Origin of the sequence: Aeromonas sp. A04, assembly GCF_047780465.1 — a bacterium.
Lineage (GTDB): Bacteria > Pseudomonadota > Gammaproteobacteria > Enterobacterales > Aeromonadaceae > Aeromonas > Aeromonas bestiarum.
Window position 1 is genome coordinate 152,472 of the sequence record NZ_JBLNHP010000002.1, and the last position, 22,500, is coordinate 174,971.

A 22,500-nucleotide genomic window follows, 5' to 3' on the forward strand; every position below is an offset into this window, starting at 1 on the left:
GCTTGTTTTTATAGCTTGGCGAGGCGGTCCCGGATCTCGATGCGACGGCCCTGATCCGCCAGCTCGCGGCCGGGGCGGTCCGGCGCCGCCAGTGCCTTGTCCAGATAGGTTTTGGCTTCATCCTTGCGGCCCTGATCGAGCAGGAAGTCGCCGTAGAAGAAGTTGGGATCTATGCCGGTCGGGTTGATGAGCAGCGCCTGCTTGAGCAGCTGCTCGGCCTTCTCGTCATCGCCAAAGCCCACCGGCCAGCCCGGCACCTGATAGTAGAGCGAGCCCAGGCTGGTGTAGGCGGAGCCTTCCAGCGCCTTGGGATCCTGCTTGAGGGCTATCTCCAGCTTGGCCTTGGCCTCCTTGACCAGGCCCAGCGCCCCCAGCCCGCCCTTGGCGCCGGCCCAGGTGCTCTTGACGATGGCAGACCAGATCAAGAGGTCGGTGCGAAAGGCCTCCTTGGCGCTGGCCTGATCGGCCTGACTGCTCAACTGCTCGAGGCAGTTCTCCTTGGCCTTGCCGGTCTGCTGATACTGACAGACGGCCCACTGCTGCTGGATGACGGGCAGGGCGTCGGCGGCCTGGGCCAGACCTGAACCCAGCATGAGCAGCAGGAGGGCGCCGTGGCTGAAACGGGGGCGGAAAGTGGCGTGCTTCATCTTAACGTTCCTTCTCTGTCATGACGGAAGTGGAGTGCCCCGGATTGCCGGCACCGGGCGCCGTGTGGCGGGCATAGCGCTCTATGATGGGTTTTTGCTTGGCCAGCGCCCGATCGACCAGGCCGGGCAGCAGGGCGTTGAGCCGCACGAACAGCTTCTCCGGCCAGCCGAGCCAGCTGCGGCGGGTCTCGTTGCACAGGGCGATGACGGCCTCCTCGGCCACGTCCTGCGGGCTGTCGGTGTGAGTGCCGAGCTCGGCATTCATCTCGTAGGCTGCCTCCGAGTTGAGGCGGGTACGGGTGGCGCGGGGGGCAAAGTGCAGCACCTGGATGCCGGTTCCCTCCAGCTCGCGGCCGAGCGCCTCGCTGAAGCCGCGCAGGGCGAACTTGCTGGCGCAGTAGACGCTGTAGCCGGCGTAGCCGATGGCACCGAAGCTGGACCCTATGTTCATCACCACGGCGGGCTTGCGCAGCCGGGGCAGCAGCATGCGGGTGAGCTGGATCGGCGCCTCTATGTTGAGCAGCAGCTGGCGCTCCACCTGTTCACTGCTCTGATCCTCCAGCCAGGCAAACTGGTTGCAGCCGGCGTTGTTGATCAGCACGTCCAGCCCCTCGTCCAGCGCCGGATGCTGCAGCAGTTTGGCCCGCTCCTGGGGCGAGCCCAGATCGGCGATCACCGTCTGGTGGCGCTCCGGGTGCGGCAGCTCCTTGCAGAGGCGCTCCAGCGCACTGGCCCTGCGTCCATGCAGCAACAGGTGTGCCCCCTGGGCAGCCAGCTCCTGGGCCAGCGCTTCGCCGATCCCGCCGCTGGCGCCCGTGAGCAGCACGAGTTTTCCTTCAAGCTTCATGATGTCTGGTTTTCCGTCAGTTGATAGAGCATGTCGGCGTAGAGGCGGTAGACCACCCTGGCCGAGTGAATGATGGCCGCCTGATCCGCCGGGTCTTCCACCCGGTTCATCAGGGATTCGAAGAACTTGAGGTGCTCCTGATCCAGCGCGCCGTGGGAGCTCAGGTAGCTCATGGCCTGGGGGGGCAGGCCGAGACCCGTTTTCAGCTGATCGGCCACTGTCAGGGCGATGGCGACGCTGGTGCCTTCCAGCACCTGCACCATGCCGAAGAAGCCCATGGGGTTGCCGCGCTGCACCTGGTCGTAGAGAAAGGCCACCATCAGTTCGATGGGCAGCTCGGGCTGGCCGTGGCGCACCGCCTCGGCATCGCCGCCGCAGGCGCGGATGTCGCTCAGGATCCACTCCTGATGGCCGTACTCCTCGTCGATGTACTCGGCAATGGCGCCGCGCACCCATTCATACTCCTGGCCCAGCTTGCCGCCGGTGGCCATCAAGAGCGGTACCGTGTGGCGCACGTGATAGAAGGCCTGGGCGAGGAAGCGCAGGTAGGTGTCGCGGGAGATATCCCCCTTGCGGCATGCCTCTATGATGGGGGCATTGAACAGATGCTCCCGGGCCTGGGCTGTGACTTGTTGCAGCACTTGGTAGAAGCTCATGAGGTCTCTCCTGTGAGGCATTGGCTGATCTGCCGGGAAAAGTGGTGATAAATCCGCTCGCGGCGGGGGCGACCGTTGGCGGTCAGCAGGTCGGGATGCTGATCCAGCGCCACCGGCAGCCAGTGATGGATGCGGGCGTAATCGGGCAGGCGGTGGTTGAGCTGCTCTATCTGTTGGGCCAGCTGGGCGTCGGCGCCGGGCAGCGGCTGGATCAGCGCCACGTTGGCCGGTTGGCCGTCGCCGAAGATCACGATGCGGGCGATGGCGGGACAGAGCTGGGCTTCCGCCTCGATCCACTCGGGGGAGAAGTTGCGACCGAAGGCGGTGATCTGGACGTTCTTCTTGCGCCCCGTGATGTGCAGGTAACCCTCCGCATCTAGGTGGCCCAGATCGCCGGTGGCGACCAGCTCTGGCGCCGGTTCGTCGCTGCCCAGATAGCCGAGCATGGCAGCCCCCTCCACCAGGATCTCGCCGTCGGCGGCGATCGATACCCGGCAGTGGGGCAGTGGCTGGCCGACGCTGCCCAGGCTGTGTCCATCCGGGCCGTTGAGCGCCACCACAGAGCCGCACTCCGACAGGCCATAACCTTCATAGACAGGCAGCCCCAGCTTGCGGGCCCGGCTGATGAGCTCGGGTGAGACCTTGCCGCCGCCCACAGCGACGAAGCGCAGGCCGGCCAGCTGCTCGGCCAGCGCCGGGTTGGCACTGCACAGGGCCAGCAGCAGGCGCAGCAGCTCGGGCACCAGCACCAGGCTGTGGGTGGGCCAGCGCAGCAGGGCCTGGGCCAGGGTGGCCGGGTCCAGCTTGCTGGAGCCGGCAAAGCCGAGCTCTCCCAGCGAGGGAATGCGGCTGCAGGCGCCGGTGAGCAGTGGCACGTAGAGGCCGGTCAGGTTTTCCAGCAGTGTGGTGAGCGGCAGCAGGGTCAGGTGTTTCTCAACGTTGGCCGGGGCGACCCGCTCGGCCAGCGAGGCGCAGACCGCCATCATCTGGGCCAGCGACAGGCAGACCCCTTTGGGCTGCCCCGTACTGCCGGAGGTATAGGTGATCTTGGCGGTGCCGGCTGGCAGGGGCGGCAGACTGGCAGGCGTGCGGCGCCACAGCGGCAGCTCGCCGACCGCCAGTTGCAACGGCTCGCTGGCCTGCCAGCCGGGATGGTGGGGGCCGATCAGGGCGTCGGCGCCGCTGCTCTCCAGCAGCCACGCCTGCTGCTCCGGGCTGAAGAAGTGGGGAACCGGGATCACCACTATGCCGGCCTTGGCGCAGGCCAAGTCGATCAATGCCCAGGGCAGGCCGTTATCCAGTTGCAGTGCCAGCCGGGCTATGCCGGCCTGCTGCAGATGGTCGGCCAGGGCGGACACCTGCAGCCACAACTGTTGGTAGCTGATCCTATGCTCGCCGCCGCTCAGGGCCGGGCTGTGGGGTGTATGGCGGGCGAAATGGGCTATCTGGTCAAACAGCATCATAGGGCGTTCCGGTGCGGGCAGTTGAACAGGGAGGGCATGGGGGCCAGCAGGGAGAGCAGCAGGCTGCCCTGGGCCAGTGCCTGCCGTCCCTGGCCGAGATCGCCGACCATCACCTTGGGCTGGCAGTGGTAATAGGCGCCCCAGGCGCTGGCATCGTCACCCACCTTGTCGGCCTGGGCGGGGGCCAGCTCCACCGGGGTGAGGTGGAGGCGATGGAAGCTGTTGCGAAGCCGGGCTGTGCCGGTGAACACAACATAATCGAGGTCGTTGTCGCACAGCAGGCGGCAGAGCGCAGCAAACATCAGACGGGCGTTACCCGGCTCGCTGCAGGCGAGATTGCCCACCTCTACGATGCGATTTCGCCGGGTGGGGGTACCCAGCCTTGTCTCGATGGCGACCTCTATGGGGTGGTCCAGATACTGTTCCAGATAGAGGCGTTCATCACTTGCCAACTTGAGGCCGCAGGCGCCAACCAAGATGCCGTCTGCCCGGTAGAGACCGAGCAGGCAGGGCAGAAAATGGGGAATGCGGGCGTTGAACTCCTGGCTGTAGGCCGCTTGTATGTAGGCCTGCAATGCCATGACCTGTTGCGGGGTATCGGCCAGTACCAAACGGTAGGGGGCTTGAATGTCTGTGGTCATGGATGGCTCCTTCTGATCTGTTGTTGTCAGACTAAAGGGGCAAACTTAAGAAACCCTTAAGAGGTAAAAAATTTGTATCAGGGCGATGCAACGTCCTGAAAAATGAAGCGAAGCTGTGACGAGCCATCCGGTCGGCAGGACAAAAACCTTGTCAGCCAGCAGACAGGCAGGCAAGCTGCGGCCATTTCAGACCGCCCCCCGCTTTCGAGAGAAGATGCCATGACCCCCTTATCCTGCCCGCTCTGTTGCGCCACCGATGCCTATGGGCTGCCGGTGGCCGGCAAGCTGTATCATCGCTGCCGGGCCTGCGAGCTGGTCTGGCTGGATGCGGCCGAGCACCTGGATCCCGAGCGCGAGAAGGCGGTCTATGACGGCCACGACAACCAGGTGGATGATCCCCGCTATCGCAGCTTTCTGATGCGGGCCTTCGGCGAGGTGCTGAGCCGGCTGCCGCCACCGGCCAGCGGCCTCGACTTCGGTTGCGGCCCGGGCCCGGCGCTGATCGCCATGGGACGGGAGGTGGGCTACCAGATGGCGGGCTACGACAAGTTCTATGCCGACTTCCCCGAGCTGCTGACGCGGCAGTATGACTTCATCACCAGTACCGAGGTGATCGAGCACATCGCCACCCCACGCGCCGTGCTGGAGATGCTGTGGGGCTGCCTCAAGCCCGGCGGCATCCTGGTGTTGCAGACTCAGCGGGTGCTGGGAGACGATCGCTTCAGGCAGTGGCGCTACCGTCACGATCCGACCCACATCGTCTTCTTCGCCGAGGCCTCGTTTCGCGCCCTGGCGGCCCGCTGGCAGGCGGACGTCTGCTTCCCCCACGCGGATGTGGTGGTCATCACCAAACCCTGAACGGGGCATTTTCATTTGGCGGCGGCTTGGGCATGCTGATGGCCTGACCGCAGGGCGTTACCTTCCCCGTTTATCATCGCACTGGCGCTGCGAGCCGCGATGAGGCGGCAAGCGCGGCACCCTGAAACCAAGGAGTGGTTTTTCATGTCGATCCCCCATCTCTCGCTGCAGGACGCCCGTCATCTGCAACTGGCGGCCCAGGGCCTGTTGACCCCCCGTCGCAGCAAAGCGACCCCGGCCGATCTGCTGGCCACCATTCGCCGCATGGCGCTGCTGCAGATAGACACCATCTCTGTGGTGGCCCGCAGCCCCTATCTGGTGCTGTTCAGCCGGCTCGGCCAGTACGAGCCGCGCTGGCTGGAGCAACTGCTGGCCGACGGCGAGATTTTCGAATACTGGGCCCACGAGGCCTGTTTCGTACCCCGCGAGGATTACCGCCTGCTGCGCCATCGCATGCTGGATCCCGCCGCCATGGGCTGGAAGTTTTCGGCCAACTGGCTCGCCACCCATCAGCAGGAGATAGGCCAAATCATCGAGCGCATTCGCCAGCATGGCCCGGTGCGGGCGGCCGATTTCGAGCGCAAGGGGGAGAAGGGCAACGGCTGGTGGGACTGGAAGCCGGAGAAGCGCCATCTGGAGGTGCTCTTTACCGCGGGCCAGCTGATGGTACGCGAGCGGCGCAACTTCCAGCGGGTCTATGATCTGGCCGAGCGTATCATGCCCGACTGGCGTGACGAGCGGGATCTGCCGAGCCCGGAACAAGCGCAAAGGGACATGGTGCGGGCCAGCTGCCGGGCGCTGGGGCTGGTCAAGACCGGCTGGGTCGCCGACTACTATCGGTTGCGGCGCGGCAAATACGACGCCCTGCTCCACCAGCTGGCGGACGAGGGGGAGCTGCTGCCGGTGCGGGTGGAGGGGTGGCAGCACGGCGCCTTCGTGCACGCCTCCCTTGCCGATGAGCTGGCCCAGGCCCTGTCCGGCACCCTCAAGGCGACCCACACCACGGCGCTGTCGCCGTTTGACCCGCTCGTTTGGGATCGCAAGCGAGCAGGTGAATTGTTCAATTTTGACTATCGCATCGAGTGCTATACCCCGGCGCCCAAACGCCAGTACGGCTATTTCGTGCTGCCGCTGCTGCACCGCGGCAAGCTGGTGGGCAGGATGGACGCCAAGGCCCATCGCCAGCAAGGGGTGTTCGAGATAAAGAGCCTCTATCTGGAGGCGGGCGTCAGGGTGACCCGCATCCTGGCGCAGGATCTGGCCAGGGCACTGCAGAAGCTGGCGCAGTGGCATCAGACCCCGAGCCTGCAGTACGGCGCCATTCCCGCGCCCCTGCTGGCCCTGTGGCAGGAGGGGGCACCCTGACGGGGAGCATCACCCCCGCCTGAACTAAGCTGCAAGGGAAGCGAAGGAGGGAGACGATGACGCGATCCATGTTGTTGCTGCTGGGATGGGGCTTGGCCGGGCTGGTGGAGGCGGCCAAGACCGAGGTGCAGATCTGCCTGGGGGAGGGTAATGAGTGGGCCCCCTTCACCTATTGGGAGCGCAAGGATGGCGTGCCCGACACCCGCCGCCTCACCGGCTCGGCCACCACACTGGTGCTCGATGCCCTGAAAAAACTGGGACTGTCGCACCAGATCCGCTACCTGCCCTGGGCGCGGGTGCAGCAGGAACTTGCGGATTATCGCCAGAACGGACTGTGCGAGCTGACCTGGGATGCCAGTTACAAACCCGAGCGGGCGGAATATGCCTTCTACAGCGTGCCGCTCTACTACACCCACCTCGGATTTTTCTATCTCAAGCGCCGCTTCCCCGAGGTGCCCGATCTGCAGACGGTCAACCGCTCCCGGGTGTGTGGTGTGATTGGCTACAACTATGCCCCCTATGGGCTGGTGCTGGAGCCGCGCCGGGTCAAGCAGTTGCAGCAGGCGCTGGACATGCTGGGGCGGGATCGCTGCGACTTTCTGCCAAGTGAAATCGAGCCGCTGACGAGCGGCATCGGCCTTGGCATCTACCAGAGCGAGAGCGGTCTGCTCAACCTCGCCCTGCCCAGTCGCAAGGGCTTCTATCTGCTGGTGAGCAAGGGCTCACCACGGGCCTATGAGCTGGTGACCCGTATCAATCAGGTGCTCATCCAGTTTCAGGACAGCGGCTACAGCGACGAGGTGATGCGCAGATTCTTGCCGCCGGTGGAGTGATGGCCATAAAAAAACCGGGCACTTGGCCCGGTTTGTCATTGCGTCAGGATGCGCTTACTGGAAGACCAGCACCATCAGCAGACCGACGGTGATGGCGGACACCAGGAAGGCGAAGCCATAGAACACATAGTGGTGCAGCTTGGTGGTATGGATCCCCAGATCATGCAGACCGTGGTAGATGCGGTGCATGCCGTGCCAGATGGGCAGGGCTATGATCACCAGCAGGATGCAGGCACCCCACCAGGAGCTGGCGAACTCGAGTGCGCGTTCGTAGCTCATGGTCTCCACGTCCATGATGCCCATGGGCACCAGCAGACCGGTAATGAGGACAATCACTGGCAGCAACATGGCAACCACCATGCCACCGGCACCAAACAGTCCCCAGTAAATGGGTTCGTCAGAACGTCTCATCATTAATCTCCTCAAGCCACGATGATCAGGATCAGCAGGGATACCACTGCCAGCGCCACATACTGGGCGATGACGATCGGCTTCTCCGGCACCAGGTCTTCACCACGGAAGATGCGCATGGCCTTGGGGGCCAGGGCGAACCAGGTCTTGGCGTGGAACAGGCAGGCTGCCAGCGCGATGACGTGGAACAGGATGGCGATCGGGCTTTGCAGGGATTCCAGCCAGCCGTTGAACGCTTCCTGACCCTGAACCAGACGCAGCAGACCCCACATCAGCACGACGGCATAGATGGAGACGAAGATGCTGGTGCCTTCGCGGATCATGTAACCGGTGTAGAAGGCATTCTTCAGCCACCAGTCTTTCTTCATTTCGCGGACGTAAGGCTTACGTTTGCTATTGGTGTTGTTCATGGTCTCATTCCTGATCTCAATCTGGCTTGAACATGGCGATCATGTAGTCCTTGGCGCTCTCGACCTTGCCAAGCTGGATGGCTGCGGCCGGATCCACACCCTTGGGGCAGACATCGGAGCAATAACCCACGAAGGTACAACCCCAGACGCCCTCGTCCTGGCTGAGGATCTTCATCCGCTCTTTGGACGCGCTGTCGCGGTTGTCGGCGTTGTAGCGATAGGCCAGTGCCAGGGCCGCCGGACCGGTGAACTTCTTGTTGATGCCATACTGCGGACAGGCGGCGTAGCACAGACCACAGTTGATGCACATGGAGAACTGGTGATACTTCGCCATGTCGGCCGGGGTCTGGGTGTACTCGCCCTCGCACAGGCTGCGCGGCTCAGACGGGATGATGTAGGGCTTGATGCTCTCCAGCTTCTCGATGAAATCGGACATGTCGACCACCAGGTCGCGCTCGATCGGGAAGTTGTTGAGCGGCTCTATGGTCATCTTGCCCGGCAGATAGTCACGCAGGAAGGTCTTGCAACCCAGCTTCGGAATACCGTTGACCATCATGCCGCAGGAGCCGCAGATCGCCATGCGGCAGGACCAGCGGAAGCTCAGGGTGGAGTCGAGCTGATCCTTGATGTATTGCAGCGCATCCAGCAGGGACATCTCTTTCAGATAAGGCACCTGGAAGGTCTGCATCCAGGGCTCGTTGTCCTGCTCAGGGCGATAACGCAGGATTTCAATTTCGATCATCTCAGCCATTCTTCTTAGCCTCGTCTTGTTTCTCACCCTCGGAACCGTATACGCGTTTTGCCGGTTGGGATTTAGTGATCTTCACATCGGAGTAATCGATGGTCGGGGCGCCTTCCTGGTTGTAGAAGGAGAGGGAGTGCTTGAGGTAGTTCACGTCATCCCGCTCTTCATAACCGTCCAGACGCTGGTGGGAACCGCGGGACTCTTTCCGGTTGATGGCGGAATGTGCCATGGCTTCGGCCACGTCCAGCATGTAGCCCAGTTCGATGGCGTACAGCAGATCCGTGTTGAAGACAGAGGACTTGTCGTTGATCTTGACCTTCTTGTAACGGGCCTTCAGCTCGTTGATCTTGTCGATGGTGCCCTGCATCAGTTCTTCGGTACGGTAGATACCGACACCGGCTTCCATGGACATGCCCAACTCGTTGCGGATATCGGCCGGGTTTTCGGTACCGTCTATGTCCATCAGCGAGAGGTGTTGCTTGATCAACTGTTCGGCCTTGGCGGCCAGCGCCTGGGTGTCGCCGTGCGCCTGGGTCTTGGCGAATTCACCGGCGTGCTCGCCCGCTACCTTGCCGAATACCACTATCTCGGACAGGGAGTTGGAGCCCAGACGGTTGGCGCCGTGCAGACCGACGGAGGCACACTCGCCCAGGGCGTAGAGGCCCGGCATACGGGTGGCGCACTGACCGTTGGTCTCGATACCACCCATGGTGTAGTGGGCGGTCGGACGTACCGGGATAGGTTCCTTGACCGGATCCACACCCACGTAGGCCTTGGCCAGTTCGCAGATGAAGGGCAGACGCTCTTTCAGGTACTTCTCGCCGAGGTGGCGCAAGTCGAGGTGAACCACGTCGCCCATGGGGCCCTGGATCACGCGGCCTTTCTGCTGCTCTTGCCAGAATGCCTGGGAGAGACGATCGCGCGGACCCAGCTCCATGTGTTTGTTCTTCGGCTGGCCGACCGGAGTTTCCGGGCCCAGGCCGTAGTCTTGCAGGTAGCGGTAACCATCCTTGTTGACCAGGATGCCGCCTTCACCACGACAACCTTCGGTCATCAGTATGCCGGTGCCCGGCAGACCGGTCGGGTGATACTGAACGAACTCCATGTCGCGCAGCGGTACGCCGTGGCGGTAGGCCAGCGCCATGCCGTCACCTGTGACTATGCCGCCGTTGGTGTTGTAGCGGTAAACGCGACCGGCGCCACCTGTGGCCAGAATGACGGACTTGGCCTGGATGAAGCGGGATACGCCGTTCTGGATATCGAAGGTCAGCACGCCTTGCACGCGACCGTCGTCCACGATCAAGTCCATGCAGAAGTGCTCATCGAAGCGCTTGATGCTCGGGTACTTGATGGAGGTCTGGAACAGGGTGTGCAGAATGTGGAAACCGGATTTGTCTGCCGCGAACCAGGTCCGCGGGATCTTCATCCCGCCGAAACGACGCACGTTGGCCTTGCCGTCCGGCTTGCGGCTCCAGGGGCAACCCCAGTGCTCCAGCTGGATCATCTCGTTGGTGGCGTTGTTGACGAAGTAGTCGACCACGTCCTGCTCACACAACCAGTCGCCACCGGATACGGTGTCGTTGAAGTGGTTTTCGAGGGAGTCATCATCACGGACAACACCGGCGGCACCGCCTTCTGCGGCCACTGTGTGGCTGCGCATCGGGTAGACCTTGGAGATCAGGGCGATGTCCAGATCCGGGTGTGCTTCTGCTATGGCGATTGCGGCACGCAGGCCACCACCACCGGCACCGATGATGGCGACATCGGTCTTGATAATATCCACATCTGCCTCCTTAGGGATAGATTTGCTGGGCACGATTTTGCTCTATGAAAAAAATTCAGGCTTGATGCAAGTCAAACTGGTTTGTTTTAGTGCTTGGCAATGGTGACTTTTATCAAAATCACCCCATTCCATGGATGAAAACGCCGTAATTATCGCCATCCTTCAGTTATCGGTATCAGCCGCTGTCATTGCTATGGTTATTTTAAGCTCAGGATTATACGTAGTTTTCTTTCAAAAAAATGAGAAACACCTCTCTTTTTAGGTATTACCCATAAAGTTTTTAAGTTTTTTATCAAAAATATTTAATAAGAATTATTCACGGATTGGCTAATGACGCGGATGAGTTCAAAAAACTAATCCGAATGTCGATCGTGATGCGTTGTTTTATGACGAGATACCGCTTCGTATGAGAATTTTCATCCCCATAGTCCCGATCGTTGATGTGGTAATAACTATTGAAACAAAAGCATTTTTTCATAAAAAAAGGGGCCTGTGTGGCCCCTTTGATTTACGCCGATCAGATGCGGAACATGCCGACCTGATTGCTCAGTTCACCTGAAATATTTTTAAGTTGTTCGGACAGATGGCGAGAGCTGTCGGCGTCTACCGCCAGTTCGTCCGACACATCCTTGACCGCTTGGATGTTGCGGCTGACCTCGTCGGTCACGGCGCGCTGCTCCTCGGCGGCGCTGGAGATCTGGGTGGCCATGTCGGAGATCTGGTTGATGGAGGCGGTGATCTGCTCCAGCGCCTGCGTAGCATCGTTCGCATCTTCCACGCTGTTCTGGGCCAGCAGCTGGCCTTCGTGCATGGTACTGACGGCGCCCTGGGTGTTGCGTTGCAGCGTCTCTATCATGCTGCGGATCTCGACGGTGGAGCTGTGGGTACGCTGTGACAGCACCCGCACCTCGTCGGCCACCACCGCAAAGCCACGACCCTGTTCACCGGCCCGCGCAGCCTCGATGGCGGCGTTCAGTGCCAGCAGGTTGGTCTGCTCGGCTATGCCCTGGATGGTGGAGAGTATGGTGTTGATCTCCTGCGCGTTCTTCTCCAGTTCCTGAATGATGCCGGAGGCCTGTTTGACCTGGGTGGCGAGATCCGTGATGGAGCGCTGGTTGCGGGCGATAACCTGCTTGCCGTGATCACAGCTGCTGGAGGAGCTGCGGGCCGCATCTGCGGTCTGTTCGGCGTTGCTGGCCACTTCCACCGCGGTGGCGGACATCTCGTGCACTGCGGTGGCGATCTGGGAGATCTCGTTCTGTTGACGTGCCAGACCCTGGCTGGATTTCTCCGCCATGTTGTGGGAGGACTTGGCCTGCTGGTTCAGCTGGCCGGAGGAGTTGGAGATGTCCTGCACCATCACGTGGATGCGGTCGATGAAGGTGTTGACGTGCTTGGCCACGACCCCCACCTCGTCTTCACGCTCGATCTTGACGCGGCGAGTCAGGTCACCGTTGCCGCGAGAGAGGTCGGCGATGGCCTCCCCCAGGGTTTTCAGCGGGGCCAGGGAGCCGTTGATGGCGACATAAGAGAAGCCGGCCACGATGAGAATGGTGAGCAGGCCCTGCAGCAGGGCGGAGGTGACCATGCGGGACACGGACTGATAGGCAACCGCCTCATCCACCACTATGCCGAAATACCAGTTGGTGTTGGGGATCTCGGTCAGGTCGAACACGCTGGGTTTGCCGCTGATCTCCATCTCCGAGATGGTGTTGTCATGGGCCAGCTCGTTGACCTTGGCGGCGGTCAGATCCGGGGAGATGGCGGTCGCCTGTTTGAGGGCCAGCTCCTTGTCCGGGTGGGCTATGATGGTGCCATTGCTGTCCACCAGGATGGCGTAGGTGCCTTCCGAGTTGATGGCCAGCACATCGCGTACCAGCGCATCGATGGAGACGTCACCGGCGATCACCCCCTGGGTATTGCCGCGGGTGAAGGGCTCGGCGATGGTGATGATGAGTTGACCCGTGGTGATGTCGGCGTAGGGCGCCGTGATGGCGAGCTTGCCGGCAGCCATGGCGTCCTTGTACCAGGGGCGCTGACGGGGGTCATAGCCGGCCGGCAGATTGGTCGGCTTGCTCTGGATCATCTTGCCATCTTTCGTGCCCGCATAGACCAGATCGAAGTTGCCGGCATTCATGGACTGGGCCAGATGGCTGATGGGTTCATCTTCCTTGGTGAAGGCCTCCTTGGTGGAGGTGACCATGCTGATCCGGGCATCCAGCCAGCGGGAGATGCCTTTCACATTGGAAGCCGAGCTGTCATCGATGAAACTCCAGATCAGGCGTTGGGTTTCGCTTCTCAGTTGGGAGGTGTTGTACCAGACCTGCAGGCCTGTGATGACCAGGATAATGACCCCGATGGCGAGGACAAGCTTGTTCTTGATGGATAAGTTCATATTTACATCCTTGTGAGCGTCAGTCTGCGATGTGTCGTTTTATTGTTATGAGCCAACTGTTATCGGCCAAAGTCGAACTTTTTGTATCCCGGTGCGCACTTAAATTTATAGCCTAAATCAGCGTTTATCGATCTCCTGCCGAAATAATGAGTCCGATCAGGCTGCAGTAAGGAAGCGGTCCGGCCGGTTGGTAAATATCCCGTCCACCCCCATGGCGGCCAGTGCCGCCAGGTCGGCAGTGTGATCGACCGTATAGACCAGCACCTTCAATCCCCGTCGATGGGCATCCATGACCAGCGCTGCGTCGACAAAGTCCAGGTCGCAGTTGAGCGACCAGGCTCCGAGCTCGGCCGCAAACTTGGCGAGAGTGAGGGGAATGGTGGAAGTCAGTGCCCCCAGCCGGATCTCGGGCCGCAAGGCTGCAAAGCGGGCCAGCTCAGGATGGTGAAAGGAGGAGACGACCCAGTGCGCTGGCGTGAAGCCGAGCTCGGCCTCGGCGCGCCGGGTCAGTCGGGCCACCTCGTCGGCTGTTTGTGCCCCTTTCAGCTCGATATGCAGCTCGGCCTTGCCGGCGATGGCTTCCATCACCTGCCACAGGGTCGGGATGGGCTCTCCTTCCCCCGCATCAAGTCCCGCCAGATAGGCACGGGATTGCGCCGTCAGCACGCCGCGGCCGTCGGTGCAACGCTCCAGTCGCCGGTCGTGGAAGACCCACAGCTCGCCGTCGGCCCGCTGTACGTCTATCTCTATGGCCTGGGCGCCCAGTGTCAGCGCCAGCCGGATGGCCTTGAGGGTATTTTCCGGCGCCAGCCCGCTGGCGCCGCGATGGGCAATGATCTGCATCATATGGCTCCTGTTGCGCCGCGATCAGGCGCGGCTCAGTCGAATGTCGATCTGCTGGTGCGGCAGCCCCAGCCCCTGTTGTTGCAGCTTCTCCAGCACCAGCGAGTGCACCTCGTGAGTGATGGGCATGCGGTGATCCATACTGTTCACATAGAGCCGGATCTCGTAGATCAGCGCCGAGTCGGTGAATTCGATCAGGAACACCTCGGGGGAGGGGGTCTCCAGCACCAGGGTGGAGGCCCGGATCGACTCTTCCAGAATGGTCTGTACCCGCCTGGGCTCCTGGGTCAGGCCGATGCGGATGCGCAGTCGTACCCGGGTGATGGCATCTGACAGGGACCAGTTGATGAACTGCTCTGTGATGAAGGCCTTGTTGGGGACGATGATCTCCTTCCTGTCCCAATCCACTATGGTGGTGGCGCGGGTCTTGATCTTGGTGACTGTGCCGGTCAGCTCGCGGATGGTGACTGTGTCGCCGAGCCGGATCGGTTTCTCGAACAAAATGATGAGACCCGAGACGAAGTTGGCGAAGATCTCCTGCAGGCCGAAACCCAGGCCGAGAGAGAGGGCTGCCACCATCCACTGCGCCTTGGACCAGTCGATGCCGAGGATGGAGAAACCGCTCAGCGCCCCCACCACCAGCACTATGTATTTGGTGACAGTGGTGATGGCAAAGCCGGTGCCGGGGGAGAGGCTCAGGTGCTGGAGCAGGGTCAGCTCCATCAGGCCAGGCAGGTTGCGGGCCGTGACCACGGTCAGGATGAAGGTAAACGCCGTCAGCATCAGATCCTGCAATGTGATGGCGGAAAGCTGCTCTATGCCGCCAATCTTGCTGGTGACTTGCCACACCTCTATGCTGCGCAGGAAGCTGAACGCCGAGTTGAGTTCGGACCACTGCACCACCACCAGCATGGTGAAGCCCAGCATCAGCAGGGTACGCACCAGCCCCAGCGACTGGGCGCTGATGGTATCCAGATCCAGCTCTGTATCTTCCACCACGTCCGGGATCTCCGAGCTGAGCTCGTCGTGCCCCTCCTCCCGGCCGCGTTGGGCCAGTATCTCGGCCCGCTTGCTCTTGGCCCGCTCGAAGGCGAGACGGCGGCGCTGGATCAGCATCCAGCGGTGCGCCAGATAGTAGACGAGCAGGCAGCCCAGCCCCATCAGCAGGCTCAGCTCCAGCTGGCGCAGCAGGATGCGCGAGGTGTAGAAGTAGCCGAGCAGGGAGCCGATCACTGCCAGCAGCGGGGCCAGCATCAGGCTGTTCCAGATGAAGTGGTGCAGCAAATGCGGCTTGGTCATGTCGGCCTGGCCCCAGGTGAGCGGCAGCCGCTCCCGGTTGAGACGGGCGAAGAACAGCAGCAGCCAGAGGGCGCCGACGATGAAGGCCATCCGGCCGAGGGAGTCGTAGAAGGCGTGATCCTGATAGCTGTTGGCCATGCCCTGCACGAAGAAGCTGGGAATGATCACCAGCAGCAGGGTGCGAAACTGGCTCCACACCTTCTGCACCCGCTCCTTCTGCCAGCGAAAATGGAGGATCAGGATCCCCTTCTCCAGGGTCAGGTGACGTGCCATCAAGAGTGCCAGCAGCAGGAACCAGATCTCGCCGAGACCGCGGGCCACCGCCACCGCGAACGGATATTGCCAGGCGCCGTCGAGCAGGCCGCGCACCATCAGCACCATGGCGGGCAGGGGCAGGGAGGCGAGCAGGGAGCGCATCAGCAGCCGGCTGGTGAGGCTGAACTTGTCCTGGGTCACCTTGCCGATGCGGGGCGCTATGTGCTGGCTGTATTGGGTCAGATGGCGGGCCAGCTTGAACCAGCACCAGGCCAGCACCAGGATGCCGATACCGGCGAAGGTGAGGGTGATGGGGTTGTTCTCGGCGATGGCCTGGGGCAGTTGCAGCCAGTTGACCGGGTTGAGGGCGAGGCCGAGGGCCGCCGGTACCCCGAGCAGCACGGCCGGGGTGAGCGGGCGCACGTCCGGCATCCAGAACAGGTGGCTGGCACTGAGATCGCGGATCTCGTCGATCTTGCTGTTCTGGCGACTGTAGAGCAGCTTGAGCCGGGTCTGTTCCTGGATCAGGCTGTCGGAGGCGTCGTTGAGCCGGGTCAGCAGTTGCCGCCTGGCCTTGAGCAGGTTGTCGAGCACCGCCTGCTGGGAGCGGTCGAGGGCCATCTCATCGGTGGCCATCAGCTGCTCGCGCATCTGGCGCGGATCCTTGAGCGCGTCCTGCTCCGTCTCGTACTGGTACTTGGCCATGCGCGCGTTGACGATGGCGGATTCCAGCTTGTCGAGGGGGAAGTAGGCCGGCAGATCGGAGAGCTTGCTGCGCAGGTTCTCGCCGTAGGCGTTGCTGATCTGCAGCCACTCCAATTGCTCCCGCACCGAGTTGACCAGATCGTTCAGGGCCGAGAGGTTCTTGTCGATGGCCCTTTGATCGTCCTGCACCCGCTCTATCTGATCCTCCAGCGCACCGAGCTGGATGGAGAGCGCCTGGTTCTGCTGTTGCTGTTCCAGCAGCAGCGGCATGTCGGAGGTGAGTTGCTTGCGCAGCCGCTCGCTCTCCGCCAGCGCCAGCTCCGTCTTCTCCCGTCGCAGCTGGTTCTGCTGGTTGAGCAGGCTGGTCTGCCACTCGTCCTCGTCCGTGATGGCGAGGTTGAGCTCCTGCAGCTTCAGCTTGCCGAGATCGTTGCGCTGCTGGGCGGAGAGCTGCTCCAGCTCCAGCATCTGGATCCGGTCGGACAGGCTCTGCTCCTTGAGGCGGGTGACCAGCTGCTGGGCCTCCTGCTGGCGATCCGATTCGTTGCTGAAGCTGAGCCGATCGAGCAGGGTGCGGGTCTGTTGCAACTGCTTGCGCAGCTCGTCGACCCGCAGGTGATACTCCTGGCCCGTGCTCTCCAGCTGGTTGAGGCTGTCCATCACAGCCTGGCGCTCCTTGCGCAGGTTGAGCTGGCGGTTGCTGCTCAGGCCTATGGCCTGGCGCAGCGGCTCCTCCTTGAGGGAGGAGAGCGGCGGGCGAGACTGGGGCTGATAGTTGTGCAGGCTCTCCTTGAGGCGGGCCGACTCCTTGGGGTAGTCGATGAGGATCTGCTGATAGGCCTTGCCCTGCTCGCGATAGCGCTGGGCTTCCCGGGCAAATTGCAGCGCCTGCTGATAACTTTCCCGCAACTTCTGGTTTTCCGGGCTGTCGGTCTTGGGCACGCTCTGCAGCAGCTCCTCCACCTGGGTGATGGCGTCATTGGCCTGAGCGAATGCGGGGGAGAGGCAGAGGGAGAGCAGCAGCAGGGAGAGCAGGCGTTGCAACATGGCGCACGTTTCCGTTCATGAGAGGTCGCCCTAGCCTAAAGCAGGGGCCGAGGCGGGTAAAGTTTTCCATATTAATGATTTGTAACATAAATAACGGGCGATCCGGACCTTGTTTGGCTATTATTCCGGCCGTTTTCCCCTCCTTAGAGCATCTTATGTCAGCAGTCGATCTGGGCTCGGCCCCCCTTTCCCGCCTGTTTTGGCGCTACGTCACGCCGACCGTGGCCGCCATGCTGGTCACCGGTATCTATGTCACCATAGACGGCATCTTCGTCGGCCATATCCTGGGCCAGGACGGGCTGGCGGGCATGATGCTGGCGTATCCCATCTGCGCCGTGCTCTATGCGGTGGGGGCGCTGATCGGCATGGGTTCCTCGTCGCTCGCCTCCTTCTACCTTGGCAAGGGGGAGCCGGCGAAGGCGCGCCACATAGTCGGCAATGCGCTGGTGATGGTGCTGCTCGCTTCGGCCGTGCTCGCCTTTATCGGCATCAATTATGGGGATGAGATGCTGGCCTGGATGGGGGCCGAGGGGCTCATATTCGACGCCGGGCTCGCCTATCTGCAGTGGTACGCCTGGCTCGGAGTATTTGCCGTGCTCTCCATGGCGTTCACCGCCCTGCTGCGCAATGACGGGCGACCCGGTCTCGCCACCTGGATCCTGGTGGGCGGCGGCGTACTCAACGTCTTGCTCGATTACCTGCTGATGGCGGTCGTCCCCTGGGGCCTGGCGGGGGCGGCCATCGCCACCATGCTCTCCCAGGCGGTGACCGGCGGCCTCTGTCTGTGGCACTTCTTCACCCCGCGCAGCCAGTTGCGCATTCGCTGGGATACGCTGGTACCGGACTGGCGACTGATGCGGGAGACGCTGCGGCTCGGGGTATCGAGCTTTCTGATGTACCTTTACCTGTCGGTGGTGCTGGCGTTGCACAACAAGGCGCTGCTGGCGGTGGGCAGCTCGCTGCACGTGGCCGCCTATGGCGTCATCAGCTACAGCGAGGCCTTCTTCTATCTCATCTTTGAGGGGATCGCCATGGGCATACAGCCCATCGCCAGCTTCAACGCGGGGGCGGGCAACTGGCAACGGGTGCTGCGGGTGCGCAACCTGGCGCTGGGTGTCACCCTGCTGGTGGCGCTGTGCGGCATGATCCCGCTCTATCTGTGGCCGGAAGGGGTGGTCTATCTGTTTGCTGGCGACAACGCGGCCCTCCTGCCGGTGGCAAGCCTCGGCATCTGGCTCTATTTCTGGGGCCTGCCGATGGAAGGGCTGTTGCTGGTGGGGGCCACCTACTTCCAGGCCATCAACCGGGCCCGCATCGCCTCCCTGCTTACCGGTGGCAAGCTGGTGCTGATTGGCGGCTTCCTGTGGGGCTTCTCCTCCCTGTGGGGGGTGGCCGGGGTCTGGCTGGCGTTGCCGACTTGCAGCACTGTACTGGTGCTGGTGATGTGGTGGGCCATGCGCAAGGAGGCCGGCCTGCACGCGGCGTCGGGCCTGGCGCAGTAGCCAGAGAAGGTGAGTCTATCGTCATAACAAGAAGAGGCAGCCCAGGGCTGCCTCTTCTGCATTCGTGGTCCGCCTCAGGGCTTGAAGGCCCCGATAAAGATGGCGGGATCGACCCGGGCGTCGTTGAGGCTGACGTTCCAGTGCATGTGGGGACCGGTGGCGCGACCGGTGGCGCCAACCCGGCCGACTATGCCGCCGCGGGGCAGGGTCTGGCCCAGTTTCACATCGATCTTCGACATGTGGCAGAACATGCTGATCAGCCCCTGGCCGTGGTCGACGAAGACGGTGTTGCCATTGAAGAAGTAGTTGCCGATCAGGATCACCTTGCCGGCGGCCGGGGCCTTGATGGGGGTGCCGGCACCGACCGCGAAGTCGAGGCCTGAGTGGGGATTGCGCTCTTCGCCGTTGAAGAAGCGGCGCAGGCCGAACGGGCTGGAGAGCGGGCCTTGCACCGGCTTGTCGAACAGCAGGTTGCTGGGCTGGGTCGGGCTGAAGGTTTGATAGGCGCGGGTCTGCTCCGCCAGTTCGCGGTTGATGCGCGTCATGTCTTCGGCCAGCGGATTGACCTGGCGGCTGTTTTTGAGCTTGATGTGCTGCTCGCGGTAGTGCTTGTTGCCGACCGTGAAGCCGAGGGTGCGACCATCATTCACCGTCAGGGTATGAGCCCCTGGCTGGCTTTTGAGGGGAATGCCGACGATGGCGATCCAGCGGCGATCCTCTTCCCGCACTACCAGCACGGGCTTGTCCTGATAACGGGCGGCGGGGGCCTGCGCTGCACTGCCAAGCGGCACCACGGCAACGCCGCCCGGCACCGGATGGTTGAGCAGACGGCTGATAAATCCCTCGGCGAGGGCACACTGGCTGGCCAGCAGCAACAAGATACAACAAACGACTCTCATGACGGTTCCACGTTATGGGTTGGGTCAAACGAACCAGGGCAAGGGCATCAGGACGCGGGCTGGAAGCGCTGATAGATGGCTTCCATCTGGACCGACACCTCCTGGCGTACCAGATCCAGCTCCAGCATGTCCTGCACGACTTTCAGCTGGCTCGGGTTGAGGAAGGCACGGCTGCTCTCCAGCACGCGCTGGGTATAGGCCTTCTGGTTCTCCAGATAGGTGCCGGCATCGCCACTCTCCTGCTGGGCCAGTTGCTGGTTGGCGTCGCTCAGCAGACGCGTCAGGGATTGGCGCTGGGTCGGGGCCAGCAGCTCGCCGCGCTCCGCCAGTCGGCCCTGGATCTCCAGCAGGCGGTTGATATCGCCCGAGTAGAGCTCCTGTTCCAGCCGGGTGCGGGTGTCGTCACCCAGCAGGTTGCTGATGTTGCTCCAGATGCGCTGGCTCTCCTGCTCGTAGGCATCGGGGTGATCGAAACCGAGGCGATAGAGTTCGCGCAACTGCTCCTGTACCTGAGCGCGCACGTCCTCCACCACGTCCAGCCGATCGAAGACGGTGGTGAGCTGGCTGCCCTGCTCGGCATCGTAGAGCCGCTCTATCAGCACAGAGCCGTCGCTGGACTGGCTCCACTGGCTGATGGCGGCCTCCAGCTCCGGATTGGGGGCCATGGCCTCCTGCGCGGGGGCGGGCTCACCCTGCGATCCCTTGCCGGGCAGCTTGGCCATCAGGTTCTGACTGGCGCTCTGGCTGGCCGCTGTGTCGCACTGGGCCAGGGCTGGGCTGTCAGCGGCGTCGGGTTGCGGCTGGGGCGCTGGGGGGGCGGATTGATCCTGCCATTGCCAGAGGTTGAGCAGCAGGGAGGCCAGCAGGATCGGCGCCAGATGAAGTGTACGCATCTTGGATTCTCTTGAATAAGTGAATGCCCCTGGTGCGGGGGTCTCTTATGATAACCGTAACGCCTGATACAAGCAGCCCTGACGTGTGAAGCCGCAACCCGCGATCGTCCGCCATTGAGTCAGCCGGCCCATGGCTCTAGAATCGGCAGCCAGCCCGTCATCATCTGAGGAAACGTTATGAATGGATTGTCCCCCCTGCGCGCCGAGCCCGCCCGTCACCCCATCGGGCGTGGCTGGGTCTGGGTGCGATCCGGCTTCGATATTTTCAACAAGGGCATGGGCGTCAGTGTCGCCATGGTCCTTATCTGGTTCGCGGTCGGCCTGCTGCTGGAGCGCCTGCCGGCGGGCGGCCTCATCTCCCAGTTGCTCTACATGGTGTGGGGCGCGGGCTGGGTGGTGGTGGCCCAGCGTGGCTACGAGGGCAATCAGCTCAAGTTTGCCGACTTCTTCGCCGGGTTTCGCAACAAGCTGACCCCGCTGATGCTGGGTGGCCTGCTGGTGCTGGCCCTGTTCATTCTGATCGGGCTCATCTGCCTCGGGCTGCTCTCCATGTGGGGGTTGACCTCCCTGCTGACCCAGGATCCCGAGTCCATGGTGGTGAGCGTGGCGCAGGCGCAGGGGTTGCTGCTCTGCCTGCTGCTGGGGCTGGCACTGTTGATCCCGGTGTTGATGGCCATCACCTTTGCGCCCGCCCTCATCTATTTCCACGATGTCGGTATATTGCAGGCCGCCAAGCTCAGCTTCAAAGGTTGCCTGACCAACATGTGGCCCTTCTTCTGGTGGGGGCTAATCGCCGCCGGGTTGATGCTGTTTGGCGCCGCCCTGATGTTGATCGGCCTGCTGGTGGTGATACCGGCACTCAATTACTCCATCTATGTGGCGTATCGGGACATCTATCTGGATGTGTCGCAGGAGGCGCCTTCCGAGGCTCCGCTGACCGGCTTCGAAGCCTGATCCGGATGCGGGTCATCGGATGTCATGAACAAGAAGGGGCCTGCGGGCCCCTTTTGCATGGTGGCATTACTCCTGCCACATGGGATCGGCCGCCATGTGCACCACCAGGAAATCGAGGAAGCTGCGCAGCAGGGGCGACATCTGCTTGCGGGTGCCATAGACACCGTAGACCCCGAGGCGCTTGGGTTGCCATGCCTCGAGCAGGGGCACCAGGGCGCCACTCTCCAGCTGGGATTGCACCGAGTAGCGGGGCTGCATGCTGATGCCGGCGCCACCCAGGGTCGCCTCCAGCAGCAGGTTGGATATGTTGGCACTGAGATTGCCGCTGACCGGCACGGATTCAGGTCCGGCGGGCCCCTGAAACTCCCACAGGCTCTTGCCGAAATAGGTGTAGGTCAGGCAGTTGTGCAGGGCGAGATCCTGCACCTTGTGCGGCGTCGGGTGTCTGGCCAGATAGGCCGGGCTGGCACAGACCACTGAGTGGCAGGTGCCGAGCCGGCGGGCCACCAGGTTGGGATCCAGATCATTGGTGATGCGAATGGCCAGATCGATCCGCTCCTCCACCAGGTTGACGGTGCGGTCCAGCAGCAGGATGTCGATGGCGGTGCCGGCATACTGGGCCAGATAGTCGTTGGCGGCTCCCACCAGCAGGGCCTCTGAAAGGGAGTAACTGCTGGTGATGCGCAGTTGCCCCTTGGGCGCCTCATCGCCGCGGATGGCGATCTGCTCCATCTCCTCCCCCAGTGCCAGCATGGCTCTGGCGCGGTTCAATGCCTCTTCCCCAGGTCCTGTCAGGCTCAAACGCCGGGTGGTGCGGTGCAGCAGACGGGCCCCCATCCACTGCTCCAGTTCAGCCAGGTAGCGCGTCACCATGGCGCGCGACATCTCCAGCTTCTCCCCGGCGCCGCTCAGGCTGCCCTGTTCGACTACGCTGACAAAGACCCGTAATGCGGTCAGTCGATCCATGTGCAGGCCCTCTATATGCTCGATTAATGCAACAGTGATGTGCTTATTATGCTGTATTTGTACCGTTAATGTTCCAATAAACT

General features: G+C 62.4%; 20 protein-coding genes. 5 read left to right on the plus strand and 15 right to left on the minus strand.

Annotated features, from left to right (window positions below):
- Nucleotides 1-8 precede the first annotated feature (8 nt).
- Genes ACM3N8_RS08500 through ACM3N8_RS08520 form a run of 5 tightly spaced genes read right to left on the minus strand, consistent with a single transcriptional unit; the run spans nt 9 to nt 4,254 of the window.
- Entirely contained in the window at nt 9-647 is a 639-nt protein-coding gene (locus ACM3N8_RS08500; protein WP_241325196.1) for a tetratricopeptide repeat protein, read from the minus strand.
- Nucleotide 648: 1 nt separating this feature from the next.
- Nucleotides 649-1,494 carry an SDR family oxidoreductase gene (locus ACM3N8_RS08505; RefSeq protein ID WP_290017816.1) on the minus strand — a complete coding sequence of 282 codons (846 nt, stop codon included), beginning with the start codon at nt 1,492-1,494 and terminating at the stop codon, nt 649-651.
- Nucleotides 1,491-2,150 carry a TenA family transcriptional regulator gene (locus ACM3N8_RS08510; protein ID WP_290017815.1) on the minus strand — a complete coding sequence of 220 codons (660 nt, stop codon included), beginning with the start codon at nt 2,148-2,150 and terminating at the stop codon, nt 1,491-1,493. The genes ACM3N8_RS08505 and ACM3N8_RS08510 overlap by 4 nt, the downstream gene beginning before the upstream one ends.
- Nucleotides 2,147-3,613 (minus strand): AMP-dependent synthetase/ligase, encoded by a 1,467-nt coding sequence (locus ACM3N8_RS08515; protein WP_290017814.1) that lies wholly within the window; start codon nt 3,611-3,613, stop codon nt 2,147-2,149. Before ACM3N8_RS08515 ends, ACM3N8_RS08510 begins: the two co-directional genes overlap by 4 nt.
- Nucleotides 3,610-4,254 carry a thermostable hemolysin gene (locus ACM3N8_RS08520; RefSeq protein ID WP_290017813.1) on the minus strand — a complete coding sequence of 215 codons (645 nt, stop codon included), beginning with the start codon at nt 4,252-4,254 and terminating at the stop codon, nt 3,610-3,612. The genes ACM3N8_RS08515 and ACM3N8_RS08520 overlap by 4 nt, the downstream gene beginning before the upstream one ends.
- Nucleotides 4,255-4,473: 219 nt before the next feature.
- Here ACM3N8_RS08520 and ACM3N8_RS08525 point away from each other — a divergent pair, with 219 nt between their 5' ends.
- From ACM3N8_RS08525 to ACM3N8_RS08535, 3 genes are all read left to right on the plus strand, one after another.
- Entirely contained in the window at nt 4,474-5,112 is a 639-nt protein-coding gene (locus tag ACM3N8_RS08525; RefSeq protein ID WP_290017812.1) for a class I SAM-dependent methyltransferase, read from the plus strand.
- A 144-nt stretch (nt 5,113-5,256) separates the two neighbouring features.
- On the plus strand, nt 5,257-6,477 hold the full coding sequence (locus tag ACM3N8_RS08530) for a winged helix-turn-helix domain-containing protein (protein ID WP_290017811.1): 1,221 nt from the start codon (nt 5,257-5,259) through the stop codon (nt 6,475-6,477).
- Nucleotides 6,478-6,533: 56 nt separating this feature from the next.
- Nucleotides 6,534-7,310: a substrate-binding periplasmic protein gene (locus tag ACM3N8_RS08535; RefSeq protein WP_290017810.1), complete on the plus strand. Its 777-nt coding sequence runs from the start codon at nt 6,534-6,536 to the stop codon at nt 7,308-7,310.
- A gap of 54 nt (nt 7,311-7,364) precedes the next feature.
- On the opposite strand, the gene frdD is transcribed toward ACM3N8_RS08535, so the two are convergent.
- From frdD to mscM, 7 genes are all read right to left on the minus strand, one after another.
- Nucleotides 7,365-7,721 (minus strand): fumarate reductase subunit FrdD, encoded by a 357-nt coding sequence (gene frdD / locus ACM3N8_RS08540; protein ID WP_042867662.1) that lies wholly within the window; start codon nt 7,719-7,721, stop codon nt 7,365-7,367.
- An 11-nt stretch (nt 7,722-7,732) separates the two neighbouring features.
- Nucleotides 7,733-8,131 carry a fumarate reductase subunit C gene (locus ACM3N8_RS08545; protein WP_021138209.1) on the minus strand — a complete coding sequence of 133 codons (399 nt, stop codon included), beginning with the start codon at nt 8,129-8,131 and terminating at the stop codon, nt 7,733-7,735.
- Nucleotides 8,132-8,147: 16 nt separating this feature from the next.
- A complete protein-coding gene (locus ACM3N8_RS08550; protein WP_241325188.1) occupies nt 8,148-8,882 on the minus strand; it encodes a succinate dehydrogenase/fumarate reductase iron-sulfur subunit in 735 nt (244 codons plus the stop codon).
- Nucleotides 8,875-10,659 (minus strand): fumarate reductase (quinol) flavoprotein subunit, encoded by a 1,785-nt coding sequence (gene frdA / locus ACM3N8_RS08555; RefSeq protein ID WP_043555131.1) that lies wholly within the window; start codon nt 10,657-10,659, stop codon nt 8,875-8,877. The genes ACM3N8_RS08550 and frdA overlap by 8 nt, the downstream gene beginning before the upstream one ends.
- Before the next feature lie 517 nt (nt 10,660-11,176).
- Entirely contained in the window at nt 11,177-13,054 is a 1,878-nt protein-coding gene (locus ACM3N8_RS08560) for a methyl-accepting chemotaxis protein (protein WP_290021483.1), read from the minus strand.
- A 156-nt stretch (nt 13,055-13,210) separates the two neighbouring features.
- Nucleotides 13,211-13,897, minus strand: coding sequence for a glycerophosphodiester phosphodiesterase (locus tag ACM3N8_RS08565; protein ID WP_416016123.1), 687 nt, complete (start codon nt 13,895-13,897; stop codon nt 13,211-13,213).
- A gap of 24 nt (nt 13,898-13,921) precedes the next feature.
- Complete coding sequence (gene mscM / locus ACM3N8_RS08570) at nt 13,922-17,203, minus strand: miniconductance mechanosensitive channel MscM (RefSeq protein WP_416015978.1); 3,282 nt, start codon at nt 17,201-17,203, stop codon at nt 13,922-13,924.
- Between the two features lie 155 nt (nt 17,204-17,358).
- Here mscM and ACM3N8_RS08575 point away from each other — a divergent pair, with 155 nt between their 5' ends.
- A complete protein-coding gene (locus ACM3N8_RS08575; protein ID WP_416015979.1) occupies nt 17,359-18,705 on the plus strand; it encodes an MATE family efflux transporter in 1,347 nt (448 codons plus the stop codon).
- A 74-nt stretch (nt 18,706-18,779) separates the two neighbouring features.
- Here ACM3N8_RS08575 and ACM3N8_RS08580 read toward each other — a convergent pair whose 3' ends face one another.
- A complete protein-coding gene (locus ACM3N8_RS08580; RefSeq protein ID WP_416015980.1) occupies nt 18,780-19,604 on the minus strand; it encodes a peptidoglycan DD-metalloendopeptidase family protein in 825 nt (274 codons plus the stop codon).
- 47 nt (nt 19,605-19,651) lie between these two features.
- Nucleotides 19,652-20,497, minus strand: coding sequence for a hypothetical protein (locus ACM3N8_RS08585; RefSeq protein ID WP_416015981.1), 846 nt, complete (start codon nt 20,495-20,497; stop codon nt 19,652-19,654).
- A 177-nt stretch (nt 20,498-20,674) separates the two neighbouring features.
- Between ACM3N8_RS08585 and ACM3N8_RS08590 the strand changes: the two genes are divergently transcribed.
- Complete coding sequence (locus ACM3N8_RS08590) at nt 20,675-21,451, plus strand: BPSS1780 family membrane protein (protein ID WP_241278514.1); 777 nt, start codon at nt 20,675-20,677, stop codon at nt 21,449-21,451.
- A gap of 66 nt (nt 21,452-21,517) precedes the next feature.
- Here the strand turns inward: ACM3N8_RS08590 and ACM3N8_RS08595 are convergent, their stop codons facing one another.
- A complete protein-coding gene (locus ACM3N8_RS08595) occupies nt 21,518-22,417 on the minus strand; it encodes a LysR family transcriptional regulator (RefSeq protein WP_416015982.1) in 900 nt (299 codons plus the stop codon).
- Between the last annotated feature and the right edge of the window lie 83 nt (nt 22,418-22,500).